The following is a 12,896-nucleotide window of genomic DNA, read 5'->3' as shown; positions in this document are numbered from 1 at the left end:
CCGCTGGCGCGGACTACGGACATTGGATAAGGTTAGGTTATTACCAAGATGCTTACTATTCGTTAGAGGACACCTCTATATTTGATGAATAAATGAAAAAAAACAAGCTCCTCCAACTAAAACTTTAGACCTAATTCATTGACTTATGTCTGATTGTATATCTATTAAAATTACATTTATTTTATGTATGTTGTTATTTTTCTATTACTCTACAGCATTTAGTATGCTAAATAATTGAAATTTATTATTGCTAATATTTAAACAGTTATTTATCTAACTACTTAGGCAGACATATTACAGAAAGTTATGTCCCCATACTTTCAAGTTAAAAAGAATAGTAATTTACCTATAGCAGTTCTCACTTAGGTGCAGATCTTGCTCGTTGCTTAATCCTACCACACGCGATATTGCTGGCAGAGTGTTGCGTTTAATATCCAAAATCATCCTAACGTGTAGATATTTAAACGCCTCAAAATTTCTCACTTTTGGGAATAGTTTTCTATACCATTCATAGTAATCGTCAACAAATTTTATCGTTTCTGATGCAACTCTAGCCTCAAATATAGTCCAGCAAAGAGTTTGTGATACTTTATTTTATTATTCTCTCATGAGAATGATGGAAGAGCGATATATAGCGAGTACAAAAGCGATCGCACGCAAAACTGGCAACGCAAAAATCAATAAACAGAATAAGTATAGTTTACGGTAAATTACTGATTAAAGCCTAAATGGAGATTGCGTATGCAGCTGCTTGAAGTTCCCAATGTTGCAGTCATTGCAGGGGAAAATGCCCTTTCTGTTTCTCAACTACCTCCTGTGTGGCAAGACATTGCTAAGGGAACGGCAAATATCGGACTCTGCAATCCACAAAGTTATGTTGAGATGGCACGGTTGTTTCAATATAAATTAGAACAAGGTGATGTAGACTTGTTTAACGAACGCCCAGAACTAGCTCACCTCAGACAATCATTTTCTCAACTATTTGGATATCTAGGACGCGAAACCCTAGAATTTTACGGACATGATTTGATGACTCACAACTATCCAAACTTTGCAGAAGTTCTGCGTGATGTTGAGTCTAAAGGCGCTGATTATACCGATGAGATCAAAGTGGCTCAAATTGGACTGGAACTTTTCCAGGAGTTTGGTTACGAACTACCTGCAAGTTTTTATCATGTGCATTTAGCTCCCATTTATCGAGATCATGTGTTTGAAGAACGCGCCCTGAGATTTGATAAGCGTGATATAGAACATAAGCGTTCTTGGGATGCCATGCTACATGCTGGTAAGGTATTTGCTATTCAAATGAAAGTACAAAGCATTGCTTCCAAGTACGGTTTTACTTATCAGCATGGTTGCGGTTGTAATTCTCATTTATCTGCCATTGATGCATCTCAAGGGTCATTTGAATATGAATTAAGCCAACAAAAACGAGAGCGATGGATTCGTAGTTTTATCTGGACTGCTTGGTATGAGTATGCTTTCTTTCCAATTGTGCCTAATACTAGTTATTTAGTCTAAAGAAATAGGTGTGGATTAGAGTAACTTAATTTATAGGGTTTCGTTGAAACCCTATTGTCTACATCTTTTATATCCTTTACTTAATATAACCATGTTGTACCATCTGGATTTTCAAGTTGAATACTCTGCGGATATGTCACAGCAAGATCTACTAACTATCTGGAAAGAAGAAGCAGATGCAGCGCTGGCAGCCAAGCAAGAGGGTATTATCGTAGATTTGTGGAAATGCGTCGGGATGCGGCGAGTAATTGTGATTGTCGATGTCCCGTCACCAGATATGCTCGACCAAATTCTGTTGGATTTACCTATTATGAAAAAAATGGGGCAGCATGTTCATGTTGAGGTGGTTTCGTTGAGACGCTATGAAGATTTTGCGATTGATGTTAGCGATCGCCTTGATTCTACCAAAACAACAACACCATCAACATGAGATGAAGCATAACAAAAAATACGTTTGGCTTTAAAATTCAGCTTTGTGTTTTTTTCGCTTAAAGCTTAGGAAATCTCAAAGGCTGTTCAAAATATAAGTAGATAATTCACAAAAACCTGCCCCTTCAGCAGCGGCAGTAATATAAGTAGGCTGATATTGCAATTGATCTGCATATTTCAACACATTTGCTACACCTACAGAAACAGGAAAATAACGTTGATTAAATAAACTTTCATCATTTGGGCTATCACCAACAGTCACAATTTGTTCTGGTGAGTAGTTGGGTAAATATTCTTGCAATATCTGCAACAATCCCCCAGCCTTATCTTGTCCTTGGGGTTTAATGTGACACTGCACATTACTGTAAGTGAATCCCCAACCCATTTGTTGACAAAGATTACCCAACGTTTGTAGTTCATCTGCACTTAAAGCCGCTACATCAAATGTCCAATCGGTGATGCGAAAGCGATTATCAGCAGATTCCTGGATTTGCGGAAATTTAATTTTTAATTGTTCAAAAACCCAAGCTAAATGTCGGCGATGTTCCACTAAGTCGGGAATGGGTGTTAAGGCTACTGCTTCTTCTTTACCAGATAGATAAAATAAACCGCCGTTTTCTGCAACAGCACCCGCAACTGGCATCAAGCTACTCAGTCCACTCACCCACCCAGCGGAACGTCCAGTAATGATTATCACTTGAATGCTAGCTGCTGCTAAATCTTCCAAAGTCTGTAGTAATGCGGCAGAAAATTTGCCATTATTTGTCAACGTACCATCCATATCTGTAGCTACGAGGCGAATCTTACTCAAGCAAGGAGATGTAGCCTGAGACAATTGTCTGGGATTTGTTAAATCTCTGTACATACACAATTTGGCGAAAGCTGTAAAAAACACACATAATACAGCAAGATGACCTTCAGGATTTGGGCATCCTAAAAATAATAAGTCAAGTATTTTTGTTTGCCAGCCATGTTAAACTCGATGTTTATTGCCCAATCCTCAGGAGCAAAGCCTAAAAAGGCATCCCAGCAAGTACCAGCAAGCGATCCTCAGATACCGCCACTTTTAGTTGCAACCTCTGGAGGATTGGCCTTAGCAGTGATTGCTTTGATTGTGTATGGCAAATTCCAGATAAATAAATTTGAAAAAAAGCTCAAATTTGAACAATTCCGGGCGCGAGAATTAGAGAAAAAATTTAAACTAGCGCTGGAAACAATTCGCAAAATGGAAACTAATCCCGACTTGGTTAACTCACGGGATTTCAACCTCGACTATCTGCGAATGCGGATGTCTGAGGAGGTGTTTCATTTTGCGATTCTGAATCAAATTAAAATTAGAGTCAAAGATAAAATTTCTCAAGCTTTACGTCCCAATCAATCCCAACAAGGAACAGTGGGAATTGCCAATAGTGCTGGACGACAGGTTGATGAAACTTTTGATGTTGAATATGAGACTGGTACACCACCAAACTCAGCTAAGCGAGTACTATTTCGTATTCAAATTAGATTGATGAAGTTACCAACACAAGCAACTTCTGCTACTATCAGCCAAATTATTGACTGTATTGAAACTTATCTTAGCCCCATAGAAGATCACGATACTTGGCAACCAACACTCCAAGGTCGAATTGCCCACATGCATTGGGATCAAAAGGCTAAGCCTACACCTTTACTGGTACTAGAGCAATCGAATGAAGGCGTGAATGTGACTTTCCGCACTAGTCGCCAACCAAATGCCATGACACCGCAGAAGCCGTCTGGAGTTAAATAATCATGGTTTGAGGGTGCAGCTATATAAGTGTAAGGGGATATGGGCTAGGAATTAGGGGCTAGAGTGGTGTATTCCATCACATAAAAACCGCTACAATTATGAGTTATGTCAAATACATTTCGGTCGGTTGAGGCTCTTGGTTTGGCGTTTAATGTTCAAGTGTGAGGTGGGTGAATGCAAGTCGTTTTAGCGACTGCTGAACATTTAGATGGTCTGTCAGCATTGTTTGATCAGTATCGCATTTTTTATCAACAGACACCCGATCTTGAATCTGCGAAGAAATTTTTAGATGAGCGACTCCAAAATCGTGACTCTGTAATATTTGTGGCAAATGATCAGGGCGACTTGGTTGGGTTTACACAGCTTTATCCCAGCTTTTCCTCGGTATCGATGAAACGAGTTTGGATCTTGAATGATTTGTTTGTGCAGGAAGAGCATCGAAACAAGGGAGTGGCTCGATTATTGATGGAGGCTGCTGAGAACTATGCAAAACAAAGTAGAGCAATTCGGATTGTCTTGGCAACTCAGATTTTAAACTCGGCAGCACAAAAGCTATATAAATCGCGTGGATATTTAAGAGATGAAGAGTTTTATCATTACGCATTACGGTTGTAGTAGTTAGGTGGCCTAAGTTATCGCGTTGTGTTTGGGTCATACTTAGCGCTACTCACGTTAGCCATAATGCAACAAAGCCATTATGAATTATGACTTTTTGCTCCAGGATCGTAGCTGGTAACTGTACTTTGGGAGTCACGAGCTAAAAGACCATCTTCCATTTCTACGATCCGGTCGGCTATGTCCAAAATCCGGTTATCGTGCGTCACCAGCAAAATAGAAGTTCCTTGCTCTTTGGCAAGTCCTTGCATAATTTCTACAACATCGCGTCCTGATTGTTTGTCCAAGGCTGCTGTTGGTTCATCTGCTAAGACTAGTGGAGGACTATTGACTAGGGCGCGAGCGATCGCTATTCTTTGTTTTTGTCCACCAGAGAGATTATCTGGGTAGTAACTAGCTCGTTCTTGTAAACCAACAGCTCCCAACATAGCTTCTGATTTAGCAACTGCTTCACTTTGAGAAACTGTTTTATTCAATTCCACTGCCATCTGGACATTTTGGGTAGCAGTTAAGAATCCTAGCAAATTGTGAGCCTGAAAAATATAACCAATATTACGCCGGATTTGTACTAATTTATTCTGACTAGCGCCATACAATTCTACACCTGAAAATTTCAGACTTCCCTCTTGCACAGAACGTAAACCACCAATCAAGCTCAGTAATGTTGTTTTACCTGACCCTGATGGCCCAGTCATAATGACAATCTCACCAGGGTAAATGTCTAAGTTAATATCAAATAAAATTTGTTTTTTTAGGGAACCTTTACCATAGTAATGGTTAAGGTTTTTAATGGAAATTATGGGTTCTTTTTTCATCATATTTTAGGTATTAGAATTCAGTAGTGTTTTCACAGCAATTAGAAGATATCTGCTGGATCAGCAGAACGCAATTTACGAACAGCGATCGCGCCCGAAATAAAACACATAATCATAGTTAAAATTAGTACTGTAATCGCCCGTTCAAAGCTCATATAAACGGGTAGCAATGTAGCGTCTCTAGCAGTGTTATACATAAACATAGTAAAAATCCATCCGGGAATATATCCTAAACAAGCTAACATTAATGCTTCTTGAAGAATCACAATCAATAAATATCTTTGTGTATATCCTATCGCCTTCAAAGTAGCATATTCAGATAAATGATCTGAAACTTCTGTATAAAGAATTTGGTAAACAATTACAGTTCCTACGATAAAACCCATAATTGTTCCTAGGGTGAAAATAAAACCAATAGCTGTACTACTTGCCCAGTAATTACGCTCAAAATCAATAAATTCTTGCTTAGTTAAAACATTAATATCTTGAGGTAAATAACTTCTCAATTCCTCGGCAGCAACAGTTGGGTTTACTCCCGGATTTAATCTAATTAGACCAATATCAATTAATCCACGTTGGCGGTTACTAAATATCCGAAAAAAATTAACGTCGCTAGTAATTAAATTACCATCTGCCCCAAATGATGCACCTAAAGTAAAAAGTCCTGCTACTTTAATTTTTCTCCTTCTTACTTCCGCTGTTACAGTGTTTCCTTTATCAAACTCAGCAGCAATGGGGCCATATTCTAACCGAGAAGAACGATCAAATAAAACCACATCAGGCAGTTTCAGCTTTTCTAAGTTTTCTTGAACTCCAACTAAATTAAATACATTAACTTCTGGATTAATTCCAAATGTCAAAATACTACGAGGGCGACCAGTTACAGGGTTTTTCCAACTTGTATAATCTAAATATATCGGATGTACAGATTTTACTATTGGTAATTCTAAAGCCTTATAAAGTCGCCGTTGAGAAAAGCTTTTCATAGCCAATACAGCATTAGATTGACTATTAATTAAAACAATTTCACCTATTAAGCTACTGTGTAAACGGACGTTACTATAATATAGAGCATCACGAAAACCAAGTTGCATAAACATCAAAATATCGGCAAAGGCTATTCCTGCCAAAGCCACGGCGAGGCGAGTTTTTTCACGCGTTAATTGTAGCCAAGACAGAGGTATTTTACGATTCATTTTCTAGGCTTTAATGAAGTAAGAACTGGGAATTATGAATTATAAAATTTCAGTCTGGACTAATACAAATTCGTAATTCGTAATACTCGCTAAGGGCGAGAAGCAAGCTACGTAATTCGTAATTAAGAAAGGTTCGGATCTGGGTTTAGGAGTTTGAATGTGTCGGCGGATTTTAGAGAATTGGTACAATACCTCATTACGCTAACAACCTTCAGCTTTTTTTATAACAATTACCACAGTAGTTAGGACAAGGGTTTTTATTTTTGGAATACTTACCTTTGCGATGTTTTAAGGTACTTGATTGTTGCTATAGTTATTAATTTCGACAAGAACTTTGGCATAGGTTAAGCCTGAGACTTTAAGGCTATCTTCTGGAGATAGGGCTATTTTTACTTCTACTACTCTGGCATCCACATCTGCGGCTGGATCTGTATTCAGCACATCTTTTTTGCCAATTTTTCGGCCAATTTCAGTTACGGTTCCCTTTAATTCTTCATTAAAAGCCCCATTATCACTGGTGATCGTGGCATTTTGACCTAAACGCACTCTAGCAATACTGTCTTCAGAAACTTCAGCAATAACCATCATTTGCTCGGTTTGTCCAATCTCAGCAATACCATTTGGACTGATGGCTTCTCCTGACTTGGTATGAATTGCTAAAATTTCTCCAGCAGTTGGGGCTTGGACATAGCTTAATTTTAGTTGTGCTTCTGCTTGTCTGACAGTGGCGATCGCATTACTAACTTGGGCTTGGGCCATTTGCATATCAGTAGGACGAACATCTATAAGTCTGTTCAATCTGGCTCTTTCTTCATCAATTTGCTTTTGCAAAGTTGCTAAAGTTTTGTCGCGGTTAACCCTAGCTTCGATTAGTTGCTGTTGCAAAGTTGCTAAATTTGTTACCTGATTAGCTCTAGCTTCAGCAAGTTGTTGCCGTATAGTTGCTAGTGTTTGTCTTAAGGTGGCTTGGGTTTCGATAACCTGTTGACCAGTAGTTACCGCACTCAAGCGCCTATTGTCCCGTTCTTGCTGGGAAATAGCACCTTCTCGGTATAACATGTCATAGCGTCCAGCATCGACTTGAGCATTACGCTGTTGAGCTTGTACCCGCGTGATTGTTGCTCTTAAACTATCTTGTTGCCCTCGAAGTTCTGCTTCTAGGCGATTTATTGTTGCTTGTTGAGTAAGTTTTTCTCCACTCAATTGGGCAGCAATTCGAGTGATTGTGGCTTGCTGAGCTGCCTTTTCGCCGCGCAACTGAGCTTGTAGGCGAGCAATGATTGCTGTTTGAGCTTGAATATCTCTTGGTGATCCCGCTCTTACCTGGGCTAAATTAGCACGGGATTCTTGTAGTTTTGCTTTTGCTTCTTCTAAGCCTGCTATTTGGGTATCATGATTGTCTAAAATCGCAATTACTTGACCTTTTTTTACCCGTTCTCCTTCTCTAACAAAGATTTGCTGAACTCGTGATGCTGCTTGTGCGCCTGCGGTTGGGGCAGAAAGCTGAATAACTTCCCCTCGTGGTTCCAAACGTCCTACAGCACTAATGTTATTAGCGACTGGTTTTACAGGTACAGATGGGCTTAGCTTTCTTAGCTGTTCAACTTTGGCTGTGGTGAGTAGTCCAGCGGCGATCGCTATTGGTAGGGCTACAGCAATACCCCACCAAACTTTAGGTTGTTCTGGATCAAGTGGCTGCTCTATTGATCTTGTCTCAGTCACCCTTGACATAGTTATGTTGCCTGTTTATCTAAATTGTGCTGATGGAAATAAAAAAGCGAAGTAGGCTTAGTTAAATTAGTCAGTAAGGGTTTTTAGCAAACAGCCAGCTTAAAAAAACAGTAGCCCAAAGCCGGATATTGCTTAAAGTTCACAGGCTTGCTTCACCCAGATACTGTTTTTGATGACAACCTGCTACAACTTTAGTAAGTATGTTTTTGTAGACAGATAGCAGTGAGTAAAAACTTGCAGATATTGGCTGCAACTTAAATAACTTCTGCTGGGATTGCGAGAGACTATACCAACAGTTTTCTAACAACTTTACCGATAAAATTGAGTACGGCATTGTACTGTTATACTCTTTAATACAAAGGCAAAATTATTAGTATCAGTTATACAGGTATAGCTTTGATCAGAGTCTATAAAGACTGTCATACTAACTCTAATTAAGCTTTGATAGCTGTATTGGCTGACACCAGAAATCTGTTGGTTAATATTGCAATTTCAAGCTAAAACTGTAGATGCTGAGATTTTTACTACTGAGCAATAAGCTTACAACTAAGCTTATTGGTGATTAAATTGATATCCTTTAAGAATTATTTTCACAGATTGATGAGCAATGGATACAATTAATTACCAAAGTGCAAAGAACATGACAATGAAGCTGCCGCTGTCGCTGAACATAATCTTGCTGAAAAATTGCGTATTTCTTGATTTAGTCAATGACTAACTAAAACATATATGTTAAATAGAGCATTCCTGACATTACAGTTTCCTTAAATTTATAGTCAATCTGTTAGCAGATTTAGTTGCTTATACCTATGGATATCTGCTCCCAAGACCTTGCTGTTGTTGTCTGAACTCCATTAAACTATCGCTAAATAAATTCTACATTCATCAGTTACGAGAAAACGTAACAGAGCCTACAGATAGGGAGAGATGAGGGGAGCAGGGGAGCAGGGGAAGCAGGAAAATATTTATTAATGTTCTGTCTTCAATAACAACTGACCACTGACCACTGACCACTGACATTTTTAATCTGGAAGGTCAAATAAAACTGTGGTCATATAATTCTCTGCCCAATCTTGACCAAAGGCTTTTTCGAGTACCCGCCGGGTTTTATCGTTTTGTTGTTGTTTAGTGCAGTAGTTGCGTTGTCCAGCAATAATTTGCAACGTCTGTTCGGGTGTAACAGGAGTAGAGGCGATCGCCTGGGTACAATGAATTTCCAAAAATTCCCGCACCTGCGAAAGAAACGTTGCTTCTTCTTTTGGAGAACTGGGGCGCACAAAAATACAAAAATCTGAAAAGATATATCCCCATTCGGGTAATTCACGGGGTTGAGAAAAATTAGGTGTTGTCAGCGCTGTTAGTGCCACAGTATAGGATTTTGGTAGGGTACGCTCTAGATTGACAGGAGACAGATCTGCGATCGCAGCGCTAATTTGACCTCTACCCCCAACTAAATCACAACCAAACATCGGCAAGTCATATTCTGGACGGGGAAACATCACGCAGTGCAGAATATCCAGCATATTTCCGATCTTTGCCAGTTCCAAGTGCATTTTACGAAACTGGGGTGTTTGATAGCAACGATTTTCAATCGTCAGTTTTTCGCCCTCTAGTTTACCTTCCACATACCCCAACTCACTAGGCAAATTGTAAGGTGACAGATCCAAATGCTTGTACCAAACTGCCTCAATGCAATCAGCAAGCTGACGAATTAAGGGATGTTGTTGCTCACGCAGCGAGGGGATAGAAGTAAATGACATGTTCTCGTTGAAAATGCTATCTATTTGCCAGTCTACAACCACCAGCGCCACTCTGTTGTGGCTTGCAATATAAGCAAACACTTACGCTTAGCTAACGTAAAGTTATGAAACGATAACTTTTCAAATTGATTAGCTATTTTGTAGTCTAGGTTACAGAAATATTTTTATATTAGCCACTTGATTAAGGCTAATGCACAGGTATGAAACTAAATTCTGAAAAACCAAATTTTGCTCAACCAACAACTCAACAGCATCGAGATTGGTTAAGTAAATCTTATGCCATAGAATCAGAGCAAAATTTCCAAACTTCAATGTGGGTTAAGCTTTTGGAAATACCTAACCCCTTTAGTTTTGACGAAGCACTGTTACTATGTCCGTTGTCAGGGGATGAATGGCTAGCCTGGATTCCAGATCATGGAGAATGTACACTGCGTACTACGCAATTTGTCAGTAATCGATAATAATGAGAGACTACTGCCAATAATCAGTGGCATCGTATCCCAGTTCTGCCAGCATTTGTCGCAGTAGGGGTAAACTAAGTCCAATCACATTGCTGTGACAACCTGTGATTGTTTCTACAAATAAGCTGCCAAAACCTTCAAGGGCAAAAGCACCTGCACATTTTAGGGGTTCACCTGTAGCGACATAAGCTTGAATTGCGCGATCGCTCATTTGAGCAAAGTAAACTCTTGTCACCTGACACTTGACTAAAGTTTGGTTTTGCACAGTGTCAATTAAGACATGACCTGTGTAAAGATCGCCAAAGTTACCTTGCATCAATTGCCAGCGGGCGATCGCTTCTGAAGCATCCGCTGGCTTACCATAAATTTCACCATTAACAGCTAAAACTGAATCGCAACCCATAATCAAAGCTGATTCAAACTGTGAAACTACAGTTTCCGCTTTGCGTTGGGCCAGAATTTGCACCAACTGATCAGGTTCACTAAGTTGAATTTGCGATTCATCAAAATCACTAGGTTTAACTATCGGTTCAATACCAACAGTTTGTAACAAGCGCCGTCGCGCTGGGGAAGCAGAGGCAAGTACAAAAGGTGGAACGACCATAGGAATAAGAAAACTAATGCCCTTGACTGATGACTGGTGACTGATGATTAATACACTGAAAAAGAATTTACAACGTTTTCCATCATCCGTCGAACTCTCTGCCAACGTCTTTCAGGAATCGAGGCGTTGAAGGTGAAAAGTTTACCACGGCTAACAGCGACGCTAGTTACATTGTGTCGTTGTTCTTGATTGGGAAGTTTCACCAAATACTCTAGAATGTAATAAATTTTACCATTTGATTCTTGCTCCACAGCGTTGACTAATTCGGCTGAACGACCAGAGTCAGGAGGAGCAAGAGCAGCTTTCCCAAGTTTATATCCTACTTCTGTTGGTGTTCCTAGTTCTGGCAAAGTTTTATCATCTGGAACAGGACTAATAACCACAGAAACATTTTCAGACACTTCAATCAAATCGTGAAACACCACATCAGGGCCATCGGCAACTTTTACTTGTAACCAGCCATTAGGGTATAAAAACTCATAGCCATCAGTAGTATCTACAAAGCTTTTAAATCCAGCAGCAGCAGCGACACCAGGATTACTCAAGCTGAGGCTCAATACTAATAGCAAAGTTAACGCAATTCGTTTCCACATTTCTACAAATTCCTTTAGGCCGGGAGCAATAAGAAGCAAGTGTAATTTATCGTTTACATTGTCCCATCAAATGGGGAGCAGTGTTTCGACTTACTTCGGCTTCGCTCAGTACAAGTTGCTCAACAACCGGAGCAAGGAAGCAAGGGAGAAAAATTATGGTACAAGTTCAAGGTATTATCTTTCTCTTCACTCCCCCTACACACACGCTGCCTCTTCTTTACTATGCCCAATGTCCCTTATTCGACTTCTAACCATTACAAACAAATTTATGCTTACAAGTAACGAATTGCGTTGGTTTTACCCTGGTACGATACCAGAAGACATTGAAATTTGGTTTCGGCAAAATTGTCTGATTGACCAAATGCAACCACCAGAAGCACGGGAAGATAAGTATCTCTATACTCCAGAGTGTGACTACTTGGGGATTAAACTGCGGCAAGGACGGTTGGAAGTCAAATGGCGCAAAGCAGAATTTGGCGTAGTGCGTTTAGGAGAATTAGTAGAAGGCAAAGTTGAAAAATGGGCTAAGTGGATGTGCAATGACCCCACAGGAGAAAGTTTTCAGCCTGCAACAGTTTTGGGCAATTCAAGTTGGGTAAATGTCCAAAAGATTCGCTATTCCCAATCTTATAAAGTTTTATCTGACTTTTCAGTGCAACCAGTTGTGACTAATGAATCTAATGACAATGGTTGCAATGTGGAAATTACTCATCTAATAATTCAGAATCATGCTTGGTGGAGCCTTGCATTTGAAGCTTTTGGCAAAGATACCCTTATAATGGACAATCTTCAAGCAACAGCTAATTTAGTACTCAATACTTATCAATGTTCAAAATTATTGGTTGTGAATTCTTACGCTTATCCTCATTTTTTAGGGCTTGTTTGCCACTAACTAGTGGCCTGTTTCATAAGTTCTGAAAAGTTCGTAGTAATACCAGTTCTCCATGAAGATGCACTAAATTAGTAGAAGCAGAAATAGGGTGTAAGGGTATGGGCAATAGCTTCCAAGTAGAAATATCTGAAAGTCAAGAAGAACTACAACATCGATTGCGCCATGCAGTAACAGCAACAACCAAAGAAAGGCTACAGATGCTCTACTGGATTAAGGTAGGCGCGATCGCAACCAGACAGGAACTTTCACAACGCTTGGGAAGAGATGAATCAACAGTGTATCGTTGGCTGCAACGGTATAAACAAAGCGGGATGAATGCATTGCTCGAAGTCAAAACACCCCCAGGGAAGCCTGCCTTAATTTCAGAAACGGTGATGAACCAACTTACAGAACGTCTGAGCCAACCTGAAGGATTCAAAAGTTATAGTCAAATCCAGGAGTGGCTGACGCAGGAGTGCGAGATTGTGGCTGCATACAAAACTGTACACAAAATTGTACGCTACAAGTT

14 protein-coding genes and 1 pseudogene are annotated in these 12,896 nt (G+C 39.7%); 7 read left to right on the top strand and 8 right to left on the bottom strand.

Features of this window, described 5'->3' with window-relative positions:
* Positions 1–366: 366 nt before the first annotated feature.
* A pseudogene (locus I8751_RS29745) lies at positions 367–564 on the bottom strand (IS701 family transposase); the annotation flags it as partial.
* Between the two features lie 177 nt (positions 565–741).
* On the opposite strand from I8751_RS29745, the gene I8751_RS19060 reads away from it, so the two are divergent.
* Positions 742–1,521: a hypothetical protein gene (locus tag I8751_RS19060; protein ID WP_214440694.1), complete on the top strand. Its 780-nt coding sequence runs from the start codon at positions 742–744 to the stop codon at positions 1,519–1,521.
* Positions 1,522–1,612: 91 nt separating this feature from the next.
* Entirely contained in the window at positions 1,613–1,951 is a 339-nt protein-coding gene (locus I8751_RS19055) for a muconolactone Delta-isomerase (protein ID WP_214440693.1), read from the top strand.
* A 75-nt stretch (positions 1,952–2,026) separates the two neighbouring features.
* On the opposite strand, the gene I8751_RS19050 is transcribed toward I8751_RS19055, so the two are convergent.
* Positions 2,027–2,815: an HAD family hydrolase gene (locus tag I8751_RS19050; RefSeq protein ID WP_214440692.1), complete on the bottom strand. Its 789-nt coding sequence runs from the start codon at positions 2,813–2,815 to the stop codon at positions 2,027–2,029.
* A gap of 105 nt (positions 2,816–2,920) precedes the next feature.
* On the opposite strand from I8751_RS19050, the gene I8751_RS19045 reads away from it, so the two are divergent.
* Positions 2,921–3,721: a hypothetical protein gene (locus I8751_RS19045; RefSeq protein ID WP_214440691.1), complete on the top strand. Its 801-nt coding sequence runs from the start codon at positions 2,921–2,923 to the stop codon at positions 3,719–3,721.
* Between the two features lie 174 nt (positions 3,722–3,895).
* The gene (locus tag I8751_RS19040; protein WP_214440690.1) at positions 3,896–4,336 is read left to right on the top strand and encodes a GNAT family N-acetyltransferase; all 441 of its coding nucleotides are present in this window, start codon (positions 3,896–3,898) and stop codon (positions 4,334–4,336) included.
* Positions 4,337–4,416: 80 nt separating this feature from the next.
* Here I8751_RS19040 and I8751_RS19035 read toward each other — a convergent pair whose 3' ends face one another.
* The 4 genes from I8751_RS19035 to I8751_RS19020 all read right to left on the bottom strand — a co-directional run bounded on the left by I8751_RS19035 (position 4,417) and on the right by I8751_RS19020 (position 9,838).
* Complete coding sequence (locus I8751_RS19035) at positions 4,417–5,151, bottom strand: DevA family ABC transporter ATP-binding protein (RefSeq protein ID WP_214440696.1); 735 nt, start codon at positions 5,149–5,151, stop codon at positions 4,417–4,419.
* A 41-nt stretch (positions 5,152–5,192) separates the two neighbouring features.
* Positions 5,193–6,347, bottom strand: coding sequence for an ABC transporter permease DevC (gene devC, locus I8751_RS19030; RefSeq protein ID WP_214440689.1), 1,155 nt, complete (start codon positions 6,345–6,347; stop codon positions 5,193–5,195).
* Between the two features lie 288 nt (positions 6,348–6,635).
* Positions 6,636–8,078, bottom strand: coding sequence for an HlyD family efflux transporter periplasmic adaptor subunit (locus I8751_RS19025; RefSeq protein WP_214440688.1), 1,443 nt, complete (start codon positions 8,076–8,078; stop codon positions 6,636–6,638).
* A 1,022-nt stretch (positions 8,079–9,100) separates the two neighbouring features.
* Positions 9,101–9,838: a phycocyanobilin:ferredoxin oxidoreductase gene (locus tag I8751_RS19020; protein ID WP_214440695.1), complete on the bottom strand. Its 738-nt coding sequence runs from the start codon at positions 9,836–9,838 to the stop codon at positions 9,101–9,103.
* Between the two features lie 200 nt (positions 9,839–10,038).
* Here I8751_RS19020 and I8751_RS19015 point away from each other — a divergent pair, with 200 nt between their 5' ends.
* A complete protein-coding gene (locus tag I8751_RS19015; protein ID WP_214440687.1) occupies positions 10,039–10,299 on the top strand; it encodes a hypothetical protein in 261 nt (86 codons plus the stop codon).
* 10 nt (positions 10,300–10,309) lie between these two features.
* Here the strand turns inward: I8751_RS19015 and I8751_RS19010 are convergent, their stop codons facing one another.
* Entirely contained in the window at positions 10,310–10,903 is a 594-nt protein-coding gene (locus I8751_RS19010; protein WP_214440686.1) for a Maf family protein, read from the bottom strand.
* A gap of 47 nt (positions 10,904–10,950) precedes the next feature.
* Complete coding sequence (gene psbP, locus I8751_RS19005; protein ID WP_214440685.1) at positions 10,951–11,496, bottom strand: photosystem II reaction center PsbP; 546 nt, start codon at positions 11,494–11,496, stop codon at positions 10,951–10,953.
* A gap of 268 nt (positions 11,497–11,764) precedes the next feature.
* Between psbP and I8751_RS19000 the strand changes: the two genes are divergently transcribed.
* Both I8751_RS19000 and I8751_RS18995 read left to right on the top strand, forming a co-directional pair.
* A complete protein-coding gene (locus tag I8751_RS19000; RefSeq protein WP_214440684.1) occupies positions 11,765–12,388 on the top strand; it encodes a hypothetical protein in 624 nt (207 codons plus the stop codon).
* A gap of 98 nt (positions 12,389–12,486) precedes the next feature.
* Positions 12,487–12,896 (top strand): helix-turn-helix domain-containing protein (locus tag I8751_RS18995; RefSeq protein ID WP_214440683.1); only part of this gene is annotated, 410 nt, incomplete at its 3' end.

The organism is Atlanticothrix silvestris CENA357, from assembly GCF_016056295.1.
GTDB classification, from domain to species: Bacteria; Cyanobacteriota; Cyanobacteriia; order Cyanobacteriales; family Nostocaceae; genus Atlanticothrix; species Atlanticothrix silvestris.
Note: the sequence above shows the minus strand (reverse complement) of the source record. Positions and strands in the feature narration are given on the sequence as shown.